The 15,248-nt window shown below is 60.9% G+C and carries 15 protein-coding genes and 1 pseudogene; 7 read left to right on the top strand and 9 right to left on the bottom strand.

The genetic code is table 11. The annotated features are described in order from the left end of the window. Positions 1-59: 59 nt before the first annotated feature. A complete protein-coding gene (locus tag H147_RS20405; protein WP_019956508.1) occupies positions 60-671 on the bottom strand; it encodes a hypothetical protein in 612 nt (203 codons plus the stop codon). Positions 672-756: 85 nt separating this feature from the next. On the opposite strand from H147_RS20405, the gene H147_RS0116535 reads away from it, so the two are divergent. Beyond that, the gene (locus H147_RS0116535) at positions 757-1,560 is read left to right on the top strand and encodes an ABC transporter permease (protein WP_019956507.1); all 804 of its coding nucleotides are present in this window, start codon (positions 757-759) and stop codon (positions 1,558-1,560) included. Between the two features lie 5 nt (positions 1,561-1,565). Here the strand turns inward: H147_RS0116535 and H147_RS0116530 are convergent, their stop codons facing one another. Beyond that, positions 1,566-1,979, bottom strand: a complete 414-nt coding sequence (locus H147_RS0116530) for a hypothetical protein (RefSeq protein ID WP_019956506.1) — start codon at positions 1,977-1,979, stop codon at positions 1,566-1,568. A gap of 53 nt (positions 1,980-2,032) precedes the next feature. Next, positions 2,033-2,916 (bottom strand): annotated as a pseudogene (locus H147_RS19985) (DMT family transporter). 399 nt (positions 2,917-3,315) lie between these two features. Between H147_RS19985 and H147_RS0116515 the strand changes: the two are divergent. The 3 genes from H147_RS0116515 to argF are packed head-to-tail and all read left to right on the top strand — an operon-like array spanning position 3,316 to position 5,917. Next, positions 3,316-4,497, top strand: coding sequence for an aspartate aminotransferase family protein (locus H147_RS0116515; protein WP_019956504.1), 1,182 nt, complete (start codon positions 3,316-3,318; stop codon positions 4,495-4,497). Further along, positions 4,490-4,972, top strand: a complete 483-nt coding sequence (locus H147_RS0116510) for a GNAT family N-acetyltransferase (RefSeq protein ID WP_019956503.1) — start codon at positions 4,490-4,492, stop codon at positions 4,970-4,972. The genes H147_RS0116515 and H147_RS0116510 overlap by 8 nt, the downstream gene beginning before the upstream one ends. A 39-nt stretch (positions 4,973-5,011) precedes the next feature. Then, entirely contained in the window at positions 5,012-5,917 is a 906-nt protein-coding gene (gene argF / locus H147_RS0116505; protein ID WP_019956502.1) for an ornithine carbamoyltransferase, read from the top strand. A 52-nt stretch (positions 5,918-5,969) separates the two neighbouring features. On the opposite strand, the gene hrpB is transcribed toward argF, so the two are convergent. The 4 genes from hrpB to H147_RS0116485 form a co-directional block, all read right to left on the bottom strand. Further along, positions 5,970-8,375, bottom strand: a complete 2,406-nt coding sequence (gene hrpB, locus H147_RS0116500) for an ATP-dependent helicase HrpB (protein ID WP_019956501.1) — start codon at positions 8,373-8,375, stop codon at positions 5,970-5,972. A gap of 106 nt (positions 8,376-8,481) precedes the next feature. Next, positions 8,482-8,766: a 50S ribosomal protein L28 gene (gene rpmB, locus H147_RS0116495; protein ID WP_026352628.1), complete on the bottom strand. Its 285-nt coding sequence runs from the start codon at positions 8,764-8,766 to the stop codon at positions 8,482-8,484. A 158-nt stretch (positions 8,767-8,924) separates the two neighbouring features. Further along, positions 8,925-9,914, bottom strand: a complete 990-nt coding sequence (gene meaB, locus H147_RS0116490) for a methylmalonyl Co-A mutase-associated GTPase MeaB (protein WP_019956499.1) — start codon at positions 9,912-9,914, stop codon at positions 8,925-8,927. Between the two features lie 45 nt (positions 9,915-9,959). Then, positions 9,960-10,277 (bottom strand): hypothetical protein, encoded by a 318-nt coding sequence (locus H147_RS0116485; protein ID WP_019956498.1) that lies wholly within the window; start codon positions 10,275-10,277, stop codon positions 9,960-9,962. A 179-nt stretch (positions 10,278-10,456) separates the two neighbouring features. Here H147_RS0116485 and lepA point away from each other — a divergent pair, with 179 nt between their 5' ends. Beyond that, positions 10,457-12,256, top strand: a complete 1,800-nt coding sequence (gene lepA, locus H147_RS0116480) for a translation elongation factor 4 (protein ID WP_026352627.1) — start codon at positions 10,457-10,459, stop codon at positions 12,254-12,256. Positions 12,257-12,297: 41 nt separating this feature from the next. Here lepA and H147_RS19980 read toward each other — a convergent pair whose 3' ends face one another. Next, positions 12,298-13,338, bottom strand: coding sequence for a P-loop ATPase, Sll1717 family (locus H147_RS19980; RefSeq protein WP_375342058.1), 1,041 nt, complete (start codon positions 13,336-13,338; stop codon positions 12,298-12,300). Positions 13,339-13,466: 128 nt separating this feature from the next. Between H147_RS19980 and H147_RS0116470 the strand changes: the two genes are divergently transcribed. Next, entirely contained in the window at positions 13,467-14,558 is a 1,092-nt protein-coding gene (locus tag H147_RS0116470) for an IS630 family transposase (RefSeq protein ID WP_019956495.1), read from the top strand. Between the two features lie 6 nt (positions 14,559-14,564). On the opposite strand, the gene H147_RS0116465 is transcribed toward H147_RS0116470, so the two are convergent. After that, positions 14,565-14,921: an ORC-CDC6 family AAA ATPase gene (locus H147_RS0116465; protein ID WP_019956494.1), complete on the bottom strand. Its 357-nt coding sequence runs from the start codon at positions 14,919-14,921 to the stop codon at positions 14,565-14,567. Between the two features lie 118 nt (positions 14,922-15,039). On the opposite strand from H147_RS0116465, the gene H147_RS0116460 reads away from it, so the two are divergent. Further along, positions 15,040-15,248: transposase (locus tag H147_RS0116460; protein WP_026352652.1), on the top strand; the 209-nt coding region annotated here is incomplete at its 3' end.

Raw genomic sequence — 15,248 nt, 5'->3', positions numbered from 1 at the left:
CTGCGGGTGATGTGAAGGCGGTCCGGCGCCTTTTGCACAAGTTCCGGCAGGCTGTGGCCTCAGGACAGGCTGCAACAGCCCCGATGCCCGAAGGCATCGTCGATATAATGCAATCCGAAGGCCAGATCGCTCATCCCGTCGCCGCATATGCCGGGCAGGATATGTGACCGTACAGGCACACCATCGGCCGACCAGTCGAAAAAGACAGTGTTCGCGCCAGGAGATGCCTCCGAGCCACTGCCGTAGACCGCGGTGACCGGATGCTGCGCGATACCTTCGGGGGTAGACAGCGCCACGCGACCGTCGGTGATCTGCATCGACCAGAAAGGTTCCGTGCCAAAGCAGGACAGATTGCGTGCCGAAAAGCCCAAAGGCCCATCGACAGGCGCGCTGCGTTGCAGGAACCGCGCGGCGACCCAACCCGCACGTTCCTGATGGTTGACCAGGGCACAGCCCCCTGCGGTGCTGAACATGATGACTTGGACCGCCGTGCGGTCAAAGGCCAGCGCGCCGATGATGTCAGAGCCTGCATTCGGCTCTGCCCTGATGTTGAGCTGATCGTCGGACGCGACACCTACCACCTCGTAAAGGGCCGGCAGAACCGGAGGCACGGTATCGGCGATGGCCGCCAAGGGCCAAAGCGCGCAGGTCAAAAACAGGATCAGTCGCATTGTTTTGTCCTCTTGCCCGGCCAGATCGGGCTGGCCACGCGGGCAGGATAGGGTATGTCTCGACCCAAGACAAAGGACCGAATGAATGACAAGCAAGATTGACATGGGTGTGCGCCGCTTCGGGCGGGTGAACTGGCTGGGCGCCTGGACCCTGACCATCCGCGAGATCCGGCGCTTTCTGAATGTCTGGGCGCAGACGGTGATGGCGCCCCTGATCAATGCGGGGCTCTTCCTGATGATCTTTACCATCGCCATCGGATCGCAACGCGGCGATGTCATGGGTGTGGATTTCATGACCTTTCTTGTGCCGGGCATCCTGACGATGACGGTGATCCAGAACGCATTCGCTAATACATCCTCCAGCCTGGCCTCGGCCAAGGTGCAGGGCAATATCGTCGACACGCTGATGCCGCCTTTGTCGGCGTCGGAACTGGTGGCAGGCTATATCGGCGGGGCCGTCGCGCGCGGTGCGCTGGTGGGCGTTGTTATCGCGGCGGGGTCGTTCGTCTTTTTGAATGTGGGGCTGGCGCATCCAGGCTGGGCCGTGACTTTCGTGGTGCTGGGGTCGGTCCTGATGGGCGCGCTTGGCATGATCGCGGGGATCTATGCCAACAAGTTCGACCAATTGTCCGCGATCACCAACTTTCTTGTCACACCTCTCGCGTTCCTGTCGGGGACGTTCTATTCCATCGACGCCTTGCCGCCTTTGCTGCAGACGCTGAGCCATGCGAACCCGTTTTTCTATATCATCGATGGCGTCCGTTTCGGTATGATCGGCGTCAGTGACAGCAGTCCTTGGACGGGCCTTTGGGTCGTGGCGGGCAGTTGTGTCGTCGTGCTTGCGATCTGTCACCGCTGGATGAAGACGGGTTACCGCCTCAAGGCGTGATCCGCCTAATAGATATTACGCACCGGAATGCCGCGCGCCGCCATGACATAGACAAGCGTTTCGAGGTCCGGCATGTCGCGGCTGAACGTCTTTTCTTCGGTGCCGTCCTTGTAGACGATGACGATGTTGGTTTCGGGGTCGGCCTGCGTCGCCCGCAGATAAGCGATGTCGTCCAGCGCGATCGACCGCGGGCGGTGCCAGGCAGACAAGACCAGATAGGTGTAATCGACGCGGATACCCGACACCGGGCGAGGTACAAGCATCAGCGCCAGTGTCAGCGCCGCCAGCACCCACACAAGCCAGATCAGGTCTGTTGCATCCGCAACAGAGATGGCGACGAGCAAGAGTACGACACCCATGCCGCTGAGCCAAATCACACCTTTGCCGCGCGCATGGCGATACTCATAAACCTCGTTCATGCGGGGCTACCTACCACGGCATCGTGGCTGCAATTTGTCGTAATAAAAATCAGTTAGTTGACAGTTTGCCTTATTTTCTCGCGCCAGGCGAGCAATGTTGCGCCACTGAGGATAATTGCCGCACCCAGCAGGCTGATCCCGTCGGGGACTACATCAAAGAAAATGCCGTCGTAAAGCGCGGCGAACACAAGCGTCAAGTAACTGAACGGCGTGACGAAACTGGCGTCCGCCCGCGCCATCGCGTTGATGAAACAGGTTTGCGCCGCAGCCATCAGCACGCCGATCCCGGCCAGTGCCGCCCATTGCCCCGGTGTCGGCATGGCCCAGACCGGTACGACCGCCATGGTTGCAATGCAAAGCCCGATCGCGTTGTTCACCAGCAGGATCTGGAACGGCGGTTCGCGATTGGCCAGCTTCTTGATAAAGATCAGCTCCATCCCCATCAGGACCGCGGCCCCCAGCGCCAGAAGCCCCGCGATTTGGAACGTCTCCGGCCCTGGTCGCAGCAGGACCAGCGCCCCGATCAGCGCGGTCGCCGCGGCGACCCAACGCCATGGGCCGACTTTTTCGCCCAGAAGCGGGATCGCCAGCAGCATGCCAAAGACAGGGTTCAGGAAACTGATCGCGGTCGCGTCCGACAGCGGGATGAACGCGACAGCCGCAAACATCAACGTCACACCCCCCACCCAAAGGCCGTACGTCCGACGTGCAGCCGCAGGTCGGGTTGCCTGATCTTGGGTTTCACCACGGCGGCGACCATCGCCAGTGCCAGAAACGCGAACAGGAACCGCCCGTGACTGACCTGCAATGGGTGGAACGGTTCACCCAGCGTGCCCGTGCCCAACAGCTTCGCAAGGATCATCGTGCCTGCGATGAACGCGGTCGCGGTCAGCATGAAGGCGATGGCAAGCGGTGGGTTGGGCGCGCGCAGGGTCATGCGCAGCCTTGTGATCCGAGGGCCTGACAATGGCAATCGGCAAACGTCTCGGGCGCGGTTCAGAACAGCACCCGCAAGGATCCTGGGCAGGTGGCGGGGCATCTTCCGCCGCGTGCCGACTTGGTTTTTGTTGATAAACACCGACCCGACGGAGGGACCTAAAAAACCCTCCGCCTGTTCGGCGCCCGCAAAATGAAATTTATCTCGGTGCCGATTTCTGACTTCTCTTGGCGCAGCCGACGCGCTATCAATACTATATGACGGATAGCTTTCATCAAAGCCTTCGACGCCGACGCGATTTCGCGCGCGGCTGATTTCCGTCTGCCACCAACACCCCAAATAAATTGACTCTGCTGCATTGGTCCTGCACCAATCTGGCGTATTGAAAAGGATGATCCCATGATCGCATCTGTTCTGCCGACCTATTCGCGCGCGCCCCTGACATTCACGTCAGGGGCGGGGTCGTGGCTGACCGAGGCAGACGGGCGCCGCTTTCTGGACCTTGGGGCAGGCATCGCGGTCAATGCGCTGGGCCACGCCAATCCTTCGCTGGTCGAGGCGCTGACGACGCAGGCGCAATCGCTGTGGCATGTGTCCAATCTCTATCACATTCCTGCCCAGCAAAAGCTGGCTGATCTGCTGGTGGAACATACTTTCGCGGATACGGTTTTCTTTACCAATTCCGGCACCGAAGCCTGTGAACTCGCGGTCAAGATGGCGCGCAAATACTGGTATGACAAAGGCCAGCCCGAGCGGACCGAGATCATCACCTTTACCGGATCGTTTCATGGCCGCTCGAGCGCGGGGATTTCGGCGGCGGGGTCCGAAAAGATGACCAAAGGCTTTGGCCCCCTGCTGCCCGGTTTCACGCATCTGGAATTCGGCGACCATGACGCGCTGAACGCCACCGCCACCGACAAGATCGCCGCGATCATGGTCGAACCCGTGCAGGGCGAAGGTGGCATCCGCCCGCTACCCGATGCCTGCCTGAAGGGTCTGCGTGATCTGTGCGACCAGCACGGCATTCTGATGATTTTGGACGAGGTGCAATGCGGCATGGGCCGGACCGGAAAGCTCTTTGCGCATGAATGGGCAGGGATCACGCCTGACATCATGATGGTCGCCAAGGGCATCGGCGGGGGCTTTCCCTTGGGGGCGGTGCTTGCCACGGAAAACGCGGCCTCTGGCATGACGGCGGGCACGCATGGGTCGACCTATGGCGGCAACCCGCTGGCCTGCGCCGTCGGTGTGCGGGTGATGGAGATCATCGCCACCCCCGCATTTCTGGCCGAGGTGAACCGCAAGGCCGGCCTGATGCGCCAAAAGCTGGAAGGGCTCGTTGCCGCCCATCCCGATGTGTTCGAGAAAGTGCGCGGGTCGGGGCTGATGCTGGGGCTGAAATGCAGGGCCACCAACACCGATGTGGTCAAGGCGGGGTACGACCAAGGCGTGCTGACGGTGCCTGCGGCGGATAACGTCATCCGGCTCCTGCCCCCCTTGACCATCACGGACGAGGAGATCGGGCTGGCCGCCGTAAGGCTGGACGCGGCGGCTGTCCAGATGCAAAGGGAACATGCGTAATTATGAGTTCCCCAAACTGACCGCGGCGCAGATGCCGCTGCTGGAACGCTGGTTCCGGTTGGCGCATGTCAGGGTCTGGTGGCCGGATACTGTAAAGCAGTTGATGATGATGGAAAAAGACCTCGACAACCCGCAGATCGACATGCGGCTCGTGACGCTGAACGGCCATCCGTTCGCCTATATCCACGACCATGACGCGCGTGCCTTCACCATGCCGCAATATGGCGATCTGCCTGCAGGGGCACGGGTCATGGCGACCTTTGTGGGCGACAGCGATTTTATCGGGCAGGACCATCCTGCATCCTATATCACCGCCCGCCTGCGGCATTTGCGGCTGCAATATCCGATGGTCGCGGTCGGGCCGAACACCACCGACACCCGCGCCATCGCAACCTATGCCAAGGCCGGGTTTCTCAAGCGACGATTGGCGCCGACCAAAGACGGCAAACTGGTGCAGGTCATGACCCACCTCTGAACATCGGCCGTTTGGACCGGCCCAATAAAAGCGAATAGTATGAATCATTTTCTCGATATCCATGTCACCCCCGCGGACGATCTGTCCGCGATCATTTCCAACGCGCGCCGGATGAAAGACGCCCGCGACGGGCTGCCCAAAGGCACGCCTGACGCCGAACAGCCGCTGGCGGGCCATATGGTCGCGCTGATCTTTGAAAAACCATCGACGCGGACGCGTGTGTCATTCGACGTGGGCGTGCGGCAGATGGGCGGGCAGACGATGGTGCTGTCGGGCACCGACATGCAGCTTGGCCATGGCGAGACCATCGCTGACACCGCGCGCGTGCTGTCGCGCTATGTCGATCTGATCATGATCCGCACGTTCGAGGAACAGACCCTGCTCGATATGGCGGAATATGCCTCTGTGCCGGTGATCAACGGTCTGACCAACCGCACGCATCCTTGCCAGATCATGGCCGATATCATGACCTTCGAGGAACATAACGGCCCGATCAAAGGCAAAAAGGTCGTCTGGTCCGGCGACGGCAACAACGTCTTTGCCAGCTTCGCCCATGCCGCCAAGCAGTTCGATTTCGATCTGGTGTTTACGGGACCGCCACCGCTTGACCCCGACCCGGCGCTGGACGGGCTTTACACCATCGTGCGCGACCCGAATGAGGCGGTGCAGGGTGCCGATCTGGTGGTCACGGATACCTGGGTGTCGATGCACGACCCGCAATCCGCCCGCGAACGCCGCCACAACCAGCTGCGCGGCTATCAGGTCAACGACGCGCTGATGGCCAAGGCGAAACCGGATGCCTTGTTCATGCACTGCCTGCCCGCCCACCGCGAGGACGAGGCGACCAGCAGCGTCATGGACGGCCCCAATTCTGTGATCTTCGACGAGGCGGAAAACCGTCTGCATGCGCAAAAGGCGATCATGCGCTATTGCCTGGGGCGTTGAGCCGAAAAGATTTTATGCCTCCGGCGGGGATATTTGTGCTCGGAAGATGAGATCACGTGCCGCGCGGTTTGGCGCGCAGCGTGGGGTCCGCCTCGGTCGGATCCTCCGGCCAGGGGTGGCGCGGGTAACGACCGCGCATGTCGCGGCGCACATCCGCATAGGATGTGGCCCAAAAGCCCACGATGTCCTGTGTGACTTGCACGGGTTTCTGCCCCGGCGACAAGAGCGTGATCCGCAAGGGCACGCGGCCCACCATCGGGTGGCGCGTGGTGCCGAACATTTCCTGCAGGCGCAGGGTGATCGCGGGTGTCGCATCGTCATAGTCGATGGGGATTTTGCGGCCCAAGGGAGTCTCAAAGCTTGCGGGGGCCGCGGTATCGAGCCTTTGCATCTGGTCCCAGTCCAGCATGGCGCGCAGCGCGGGCAGCGCGTCAAACCGTTTCCAGTCCTCTGCGCTGCGCGCGCCCGCAAGATAGGGCAGCAGCCAGTCGTCGAGGGTGTCCATCAGCGTTGCATCATCCATGGCAGGCAGACCATCCACCAAGGCGACCCGCGCCTGAAACCGCCGTGCGGCGGGCGAGAATTGCAGCCCGAGCTGGCGCACACCGTCCAGCATGGCCCGCGCCACCGCGTCGTCGGGCGCATCGGACCAGACGCGGTCATCCAGCACCAGCGCGCCAAACCGTTCCTGTCTGCGCGCCAGCACCTTGCCGTCGCGCCGTGACCATTGGCAGAGGTCGTGCCACACGATGCGGTCGGCAAAGAGCCCGCGCAATTCGGCATCCGTGATCGCTGTCGCCTGCCTGACGCGCGCTTCAAGCTTGTCGCCGTCCAGATCGGTTGCCACGATCAGCCGTTGCCCGGCCAGCGGATCGGCGCTGTCGATCACCGCCCCTTTGCCGCCCGACAGCAGATAGCGTGGCGCATCGCCCTTGCGCCGCAGCCCGATCCGGTCGGGATAGGCGAGTGCGGCCTGTTCAGCGAGCGTCATCGGCGCAGCTTTGGGCAAGCCTCTGGCAAGGCGGGGGATTTCGGGCTTGATCTGGGCAAGGGCCGCAGGATTGACCTGTCCCGGCCCGTCGTAGCGGCCTTGCAGCGCCTGTATCCGCAGCGCCAGATCGACGGGTGCGCCGCGCAAAGGGTCGCGCGCGGCCAGCAGCGCGGCAAGCGGGGCAGCCTGTGCGCCTGCCTTTTGCAGCATATGCCCAAGGCGCGGATGCAACGGCAGCGCCGCCAGCGCGCGCCCATGCGCCGTGATCCGCAGATTGCCATCCAGCGCGCCAAGGCTGTGCAGCAGGGCGCGCGCCTCGACCAGGGCGGCGGCGGGTGGCGGGGTCAGAAAGGCCAGATCATCGCTGCCCCAGACGGCGAGTTCCAGCGCAAGGCTTGCCAGATCGGCGGCCTCGATTTCCGCAGGCGCGAAGGCGGGCAGGGCGCCATCCTCGCCTTTGGTCCAAAGCTTGTAGGCGTCACCGGGGGCGACACGGCCCGCGCGACCGGCACGTTGGGTGGCCTCGGCGCGGCTGACCCGTTCGGTAACCAAGCGCGACATGCCGGAGCCGGGATCGAACCGCGCGCGGCGGGCGCGGCCCGCATCCACGACAACGCGGATATCGGGGATCGTCAGCGAGGTTTCGGCGATAGACGTGGACAGCACGACCTTGCGCCCTGACGTGACGGGGGAGAGCGCTGCGCGCTGGTCCTTGAACGGCAGCGCGCCATAGAGCGGGCGGATCACGCAATCGTCCGGCAGGCGGCCTGACAGGGCGGCCATGGTCGCCCTGATCTCGCCTTCGCCGGGCAGAAAGACCAGAACGCCGCCAGTGGTTTCCTGCACCGCGCGGACCACCAGATCGGCGGTGGCCTGCGGCAGGCGGGTGGTTTTGGGCAGGGCGTTGTCCAGAAAATGCGCGGTGACGGGATAGGATTGCCCCTGCGACGTGACGACCGGCGCGTCATCCAGCATGGCGGCGACAGGGGCCGCGTCCAGTGTGGCCGACATCACCAGCAGGATCAGATCTGGGCGCAGCACGCCGCGCGCTTCCCAGGCCAGCGCCAGCCCCAGATCGGCGTTCAGGGACCGTTCGTGGAATTCGTCGAAGATCACGGCACCGACGCCGGTCAGCGCGGGGTCGGACTGGATCATGCGGGTCAGGATGCCTTCGGTCACGACCTCGATGCGGGTGCCGGGCTGGCTTTCGCCGCGCATCCGGTAGCCGACGGTCTGGCCGGGCAATTCGCCCAGCGATTCTGCCAGCCGTTCGGCGGCGGCGCGCGCGGCAAGGCGGCGGGGTTCCAGCATGACGATCTTGCCCGTGGTCAGCCCGGCCTCCAGCATGGCCAGCGGGACGCGCGTGGTCTTGCCCGCACCGGGCGGCGCTTGCAGTACGGCGCGGCCGTGCTGGCCAAGGGCTGTGACCAGATCGGGCAGGATTGTGTCAATGGGCAGGTCGGTCATGGTAACGGTCTGACGCGGGCGGCAGGCGCGGTCAAGCTCGGCTGCACAACGCAAAACGCGGCCGTTTGCACGACCGCGTTCAAGACTTCAGCCTTGCGTCGCTGGCTTAGGCAGCGGTCGCCTTGGCGATCTCTTTCTTGATCTTCAGCGCATCAGCCGAAAGCTCCGCGTCTTTCGCTTTGGCCATGAACGCATCCAGACCACCGCGGTGATCGACGGTGCGCAGCGCCGCGTTCGAGATTTTCAGCTTGAACGAACGGCCCAGCACGTCGGACTGCAGCGTCACGTCCTGAAGGTTCGGCAGGAACCGGCGGCGGGTGTGGTTCTTGGCGTGGCTGACGTTGTTGCCAGACATCGGGCCTTTTCCAGTCAATTCGCAACGGCGCGACATGGGCGTTTTCCTTGTTCTGAGGGATATCGCCGGCCAGATTGGCGGGACATCCTGCATACGGGTTGGAACCCCGCAATGCAGGGTCGGTATAAGATCAGCGCGAAATAGGCGGATTCCCGGACAGCGTCAACCCGCTTTGCCATTGCGGATGTATCAATTCAGTCGCCGCGCAGCGGGCCAAGCACTTGGGCGGCGGCGGCAGTTGGCGACAAAGCCCCCGAGGCCACGGCATCCTGCGCCGCCTTGATCCGTGCGCGGGTTGCGGGATCTTCGAGTTGCAATTGCAGCAGACCTTGGCGCAGATCCTCGGTGAACCAATGGTTGGCCTGATCCTTGCGGATCTGGTCCCAAAGCCCCTGCGCGCGCCGCCAACCGGCAAGATGCTGCATATCATCCCATGCGGCAGCGATCCCGTGCTGTTCCAGCGCGGACACCGTCATGGCCTTGGGGAAACCTTCGGGGTCTTGCGGGCGTTTGCGCAGCAGGCGCAAGGCACCGGCATAATCAGCACAGGTGCGCGTGGCCTGCGATTTCAGATCGCCGTCGGCCTTGTTCACCAGAATCAGGTCGGCCATTTCCATGATGCCGCGCTTGACGCCCTGCAATTCATCGCCCCCCGCAGGGGCGAGCAGCAGGACGAACAGATCAGCCATTTGCGCGACCATGGTTTCGGACTGGCCCACACCCACGGTTTCGATCAGCACGATGTCGAACCCCGCTGCTTCGCACAGGGCCACAGCCTCGCGCGTGCGGCGGGCGACACCGCCTAGCTGCGTCTGGCTGGGGGACGGGCGGATGAACGCCATCGGATCGCGCGCCAGATGGTCCATCCGGGTCTTGTCGCCCAGGATTGACCCGCCGGTGCGCCCTGAGGACGGATCGACCGCCAGCACGGCGACGCGTTTGCCCTGTTCTGTCAGCATCAAACCAAAGCTTTCGATGAAGGTCGATTTGCCCACACCGGGTGTCCCCGACAGCCCGATGCGCAGCGCCTGCCGGTCGGTGCCAAGCGCGCTGAGCAAGGCGACGGCCGCGGCACGGTCATCCGCCCGCCCGCTTTCAACCAGCGTGATCCCCTTTGCCAGCGCACGCCTGTCGCCCGCACGGATGCGCTGGGCCAGATCATCGGGGGAAGGGTGCCGTGTCATGCCGTCTTCATATCGGGCAGGGCGGCGCTGTCCAGTGTGTTGGCCTTATACGGCGACAGGACGGCACACCTGCGAGGCGAGATCGGCAAATGCGCGGTAGCGCTGCCAGAACGCTTCGTCACCGCGGTTGTCCGACTGGCGTGTGTCCTGCGCGCGCTGCGGATCGGCGAAAAACGTGGCCGCGCGGGCCTGATCACGGCCGGACAGCGATTGATTGGCGACCTGCTGGATACAGGAGCACAGTTGTGGCGATGCCGCGACGCGGCCTGCGCTGTTGCAGGCCTCGCTGATATCGCCGGACACGCGCCCGCCACCACAGGCGGCCAGTGTCGCGACCGCACCCATCACCAGAAAAATCCGCATTCTGCCTGCCCTCTGCCCGCTTTTGCCCTTGCGACAGGTTCGCCCTGCCTTGCTGGATGACAATATGCAGGGTCAGGCGCGGCAATGCAATTCACGAAGCCGAAGGAACCCCGCGCGGCGCTTTGACCTGCGGCAACATCGAGATTGACGGGAACCGAAATCCGCACCATATCCCAGCCATGACAGACCTTTCGCATATCCGCAATTTCTCGATCGTGGCGCATATCGACCACGGTAAATCGACGCTGGCCGACCGGCTGATCCAGTCGACCAACACCGTGTCCGCGCGCGAGATGAAAGAACAGATGCTCGACAGCATGGATATCGAGCGTGAGCGTGGTATCACGATCAAGGCCAACACCGTGCGGATCGACTATATTGCCGACAACGGCAAGAAATACATACTCAACCTGATCGACACCCCCGGCCACGTCGATTTCGCCTACGAGGTGTCGCGGTCCATGCGTGCGGTCGAAGGATCGCTGCTGGTCGTGGACAGCACCCAAGGGGTCGAGGCGCAGACGCTGGCCAACGTCTATCACGCGCTGGACGCGGACCACGAAATCGTGCCTGTCCTGAACAAGATCGACCTGCCCGCGTCCGAATGCGATCAGGTCGCGGCCCAGATCGAGGATGTGATCGGGCTGGACGCATCCGGCGCGATCCGCGTGTCGGCAAAAACCGGCGTCGGCATCCATGAGACGCTCGAAGCCATCGTCCACAAACTGCCCGCCCCGCAGGGTGAACGTGACGCCCCGCTCAAGGCGATGCTGGTCGATAGCTGGTACGACAGCTATCTCGGCGTCATCGTGCTGGTGCGGATCATCGACGGCACGATGAAGAAAAACGACCGCGTGCGGTTCATGTCGAACGGCACCATCCACCAGATCGACAAGATCGGCGTGTTCCGGCCCAAGATGCAGGATGTCGACATCCTTGGCCCCGGTGAAATCGGGTTCATCACGGCGTCCATCAAACAGGTCCGCGACACCCGCGTCGGCGATACGATCACGTCCGAGAAAAAGGGGTGCGATGTCGCGCTCCCCGGCTTCAAACCCGCGCAGCCCGTGGTGTTCTGCGGCCTCTTCCCCGTCGATTCCTCGCAGTTCGAGGATCTGCGCGACGCGATCGAGAAACTGGCGCTGAACGACGCGAGCTTCAGTTTCGAGATGGAAACCTCCGCCGCCCTTGGCTTTGGCTTCCGCTGCGGGTTCCTTGGGCTGCTGCACCTCGAGGTCATCCGCGACCGGATCGAGCGGGAATATGACATCGACCTGATCACGACCGCCCCATCGGTGGTTTACCACCTTTACATGCGCGACGGCGAGATGCGCGAATTGCACAACCCCGCCGACATGCCCGACCTGACCCATGTCGACCATCTGGAAGAACCGCGCATCAAGGCGACGATTCTGGTGCCCGACGAATATCTGGGCGATGTGCTGAAACTCTGTCAGGACCGCCGCGGTGTGCAGCTGGACCTGACCTATGCGGGCAGCCGCGCGATGGTGGTGTACGATCTGCCGCTGAACGAGGTGGTGTTCGACTTCTACGACCGCCTGAAATCCGTGACCAAGGGCTATGCGTCCTTCGACTATGTCCTGACGGGATACCAAGAGGATTATCTGGTCAAGATGAGCGTGCTGGTCAACGACGAACCCGTCGACGCGCTGTCGATGATGGTGCACCGCGACCGGGCCGAAATGCGCGGCCGCGCGATGGTGGAAAAGCTCAAGGACCTGATCCCCCGCCACATGTTCAAGATCCCGATCCAGGCGGCCATCGGCGGCAAGGTCATCGCCCGCGAAACGCTGTCGGCGCTGCGCAAGGACGTGACCGCGAAATGCTATGGCGGCGACGCCACGCGCAAGCGCAAGCTGTTGGACAAGCAGAAGGCCGGGAAAAAGAAGATGCGGCAGTTCGGGAAAGTGGACATCCCGCAGGAGGCGTTTATCTCGGCGCTGAAGATGGATAGTTGAAGCGGCGGCTATAGTGGCGTTCGTGTTGCAAAAGAGTTGTCTTAGTCCATGAGTGCATCAATTTGCTCCAAGACGCTTTTTGCATCATACGGTTGCAATGCCCATCGATATGCCGGATGGATTTCCCAAGAATAGCCAAAGTCCACGAATTGGCTTTGTAGCATCCTATTCTGGTCAAAATATTTTCGATCAATCTTACCATCACTACCTTCTTTTCTTGCGATGATGAAATCTATTTTATAGAGAAAATTGGCTAAGCTTTGTGGCGTTACAGGGTCACGGTTGGTGAATGAAAAATTTTTACTTTGCTGTATATTCTTAATCTTTGATAGTAGCTCACCCTTGTCATAAACTGACTTCAGACCCGGTTTCCCCATCTCCTTTTTCGTGGGTCTCATATTTGTCAGCAAGGCTTCGACCTGTTCTAGTTCCGCGCTAAACTCAATTACTAAATCACTAATACAGCTCTCAGAGTAGCTAGGGAGAATTTCCTGTATATCTGGTGTGAGTATTTTTTGGTGTTTATTCTTTCTCGCCTGCACAGCAGATGTCTTTAGTAGGGTTATCATATCACGAGGACGGCGGCGGACGAAAGAGAGTAGTACATTGTGTATTGGTTTGTTAGACCACTTCCCGACTGCCTCAAAACGCTCTGTCAAAACTGGATACAGATGTCGGGAGATTTCTAGCTGTGGCTGTCTTACTAGTTCATCGATGTCGACATTGTCTCCCATATAGTTAGCAACGCGCTTGGCCATAACTGCTAGGATCTGGTGATTGTCCCAGTCCAATCGTATCACGCTGCCTGCTACTTTGTCGCCAGAAGCATCAGTGGTCCGAAAGAGATAATATGCATCTGCACGCAGCCCGATCCGAAATTTCAGGCGCCTATCTTCGTTTGCTAAATCACGGCAGGCATTAAGGAGTGCACTTATGTTCTCGATGTCAACCTTAGTACCGGTCCAACCTCGATCTATATCATCTATATATACTCTAATCTCGCCATCATTGACAAAATTTCGCGCCATTTCTAGCAGTGCGTCTGATTTCATTTCATGAATTTTCGATTGAGTAAAATTTATCAGCTCTGATATTGCTCGTGTAGCGCCGGCCCGAAAGTTTTCAAGAAATCCTTCTTTTACTCCATACCCTAGTGTTCCACACCTGACATAGGATTCCCATTGAAGGCCTGATGTGCCATATTTGGCGCATGAGACGCGATGACATTTGCCTTTACCTTGGCCCTGCCAACCGTGCTGAGCTTCAAGCTCTGATCACCAACCGCAACACTGCGCGCAAGCTCGTCTGGCGGGCCGAGATCGTGCTGGCGACGGCAGACGGCTGCGGCACCGTCGAGATCATGCGGCGCGCGAAGACGTCCAAGCCCACCGTTTGGCGCTGGCAGGCGCGTTACCTTGACGAAGGCGTGGACGGCCTCCGGCGCGACAAGACGCGGCCGTCGCGCGTGCCGCCGCTGCCGCGGGAAACGCGCCTCAAGGTGATTGCAAAAACTGCGCAGGAGACCCCGCCGAATGCCACCCACTGGAGCCGCTCGAGCATGGCCGAGGCGGTCGGCATTTCGCCGTCGAGTGTCGGGCGCATATGGGCGCAAGCCGGTCTCAAACCGCATATCACGAAGGGGTTCAAGGTCTCGAACGATCCGATGTTCGAGGAGAAGGTCACCGATATCGTCGGGCTTTACCTCGACCCGCCGGACCGGGCGGTCGTGCTCTGCGTCGACGAGAAGTCGCAGATCCAGGCGCTTGACCGCACCCAGCCGGGCCTCCCGCTCAAAAAAGGTCGTGCGGCCACCATGACCCACGATTACAAGCGCAACGGGACCACCACACTGTTCGCAGCCCTCGACGTCAAGTCGGGCATGGTCATCGGTGAATGCCTGCCCCGTCACAGAGCCAAGGAGTTCTTGCGCTTTTTGCGCCGCATTGACCGGGCCGTCCTCAAGCCGCGCGACGTGCATCTGGTGCTCGACAACTACGCTACCCACAAGACGCCCGAGGTCAAAGCATGGCTGGAGAAACACCCCCGCTTCAAGTTACATTTCACGCCCACCAGCGCGTCCTGGCTGAACCTCGTCGAACGCTTCTTTGCGGAAATCACATCAAGGCGCATCCGTCGTGGCAGCTATTGCAGCGTCGACGATCTCGAGGACGCGATCCACGACTACCTCCTGCAGCACAACACCAAGCCGAAGCCCTTCGTCTGGAGCAAGACCGCTGAAGACATCATCGCCCGAGAACGCCGAGCGCTAGATGCCCTCGATGAAATCAGGGGAAATCGGTAACATGCGTCAGACTCGGAACACTAGTCGATTTATTGATTTCTCAAAAACCAACTTCGCGATCCCAATCTTGAGTTCTTCAATCCGTTGTATGATAGGTAACTCAACTCTCAATGCGTTGTGGACATCGTTTGGTTGAATGCGTAGTGACATGACCTTCTTTTCATTGTCTCTGTAATGAGACATTGAGAGGAGTGCGCTCTTTCCACTCCCCTTGTTACCTACTAGAACGCGTAGGGGGAGGTCAGAGCGAATGCTCTCGTATGCATCACTTTTAAAGAAGAACGACTTGAGTTTTTCTGGTGTTTCATCTTCTGCAGCTTCTGCTCCGAAAAGGTTGAGGATCTCCGGGTCACTAAAGTTCATCGTAAAGTCCTTAGTCTAACACGCGCAAAAAATAGAGGTGGCTGCGCAAATTTGAACAACTGGGATAAGTGGATTTTCCGCGCAACAGCAGCATGATGCTGCAAGCGAGGAGATGATGATGACAAAACGACCGCGCCGGAATCACAGCCCGGCATTCAAGGCGAAAGTGGCCGTGGCCGCGATCAAGGGCGAGAAGACGCTGATCGAGCTGGCACAGGATTTCGACGTTCACCCGAACCAGATCAAACAGTGGCGGGACCAGCTGCTTGAGGGTGCGACTGGTGTTTTTGGGGACGCCGCGAAGGCCGAACCAGAACCGGTGATCGA

The sequence above is a fragment of the Yoonia vestfoldensis DSM 16212 genome (genome assembly GCF_000382265.1).
Lineage (GTDB): Bacteria > Pseudomonadota > Alphaproteobacteria > Rhodobacterales > Rhodobacteraceae > Yoonia > Yoonia vestfoldensis.
Note: the sequence above shows the minus strand (reverse complement) of the source record. Positions and strands in the feature narration are given on the sequence as shown.

Bases quoted from the DNA above. Each gene is read 5' to 3' on its own strand.
- H147_RS0116470 (WP_019956495.1), top strand. From the start codon at position 13,467: ATGAGACGCGATGACATTTGCCTTTACCTTGGCCCTGCCAACCGTGCT.
- rpmB (WP_026352628.1), bottom strand. From the start codon at position 8,766: ATGTCGCGCCGTTGCGAATTGACTGGAAAAGGCCCGATGTCTGGCAAC.
- H147_RS0116465 (WP_019956494.1), bottom strand. From the start codon at position 14,921: ATGAACTTTAGTGACCCGGAGATCCTCAACCTTTTCGGAGCAGAAGCT.
- H147_RS20405 (WP_019956508.1), bottom strand. From the start codon at position 671: ATGCGACTGATCCTGTTTTTGACCTGCGCGCTTTGGCCCTTGGCGGCC.
- lepA (WP_026352627.1), top strand. From the start codon at position 10,457: ATGACAGACCTTTCGCATATCCGCAATTTCTCGATCGTGGCGCATATC.
- H147_RS0116510 (WP_019956503.1), top strand. From the start codon at position 4,490: ATGCGTAATTATGAGTTCCCCAAACTGACCGCGGCGCAGATGCCGCTG.
- argF (WP_019956502.1), top strand. From the start codon at position 5,012: ATGAATCATTTTCTCGATATCCATGTCACCCCCGCGGACGATCTGTCC.
- H147_RS0116485 (WP_019956498.1), bottom strand. From the start codon at position 10,277: ATGCGGATTTTTCTGGTGATGGGTGCGGTCGCGACACTGGCCGCCTGT.
- H147_RS0116530 (WP_019956506.1), bottom strand. From the start codon at position 1,979: ATGAACGAGGTTTATGAGTATCGCCATGCGCGCGGCAAAGGTGTGATT.
- H147_RS0116515 (WP_019956504.1), top strand. From the start codon at position 3,316: ATGATCGCATCTGTTCTGCCGACCTATTCGCGCGCGCCCCTGACATTC.
- meaB (WP_019956499.1), bottom strand. From the start codon at position 9,914: ATGACACGGCACCCTTCCCCCGATGATCTGGCCCAGCGCATCCGTGCG.
- H147_RS0116535 (WP_019956507.1), top strand. From the start codon at position 757: ATGACAAGCAAGATTGACATGGGTGTGCGCCGCTTCGGGCGGGTGAAC.
- hrpB (WP_019956501.1), bottom strand. From the start codon at position 8,375: ATGACCGACCTGCCCATTGACACAATCCTGCCCGATCTGGTCACAGCC.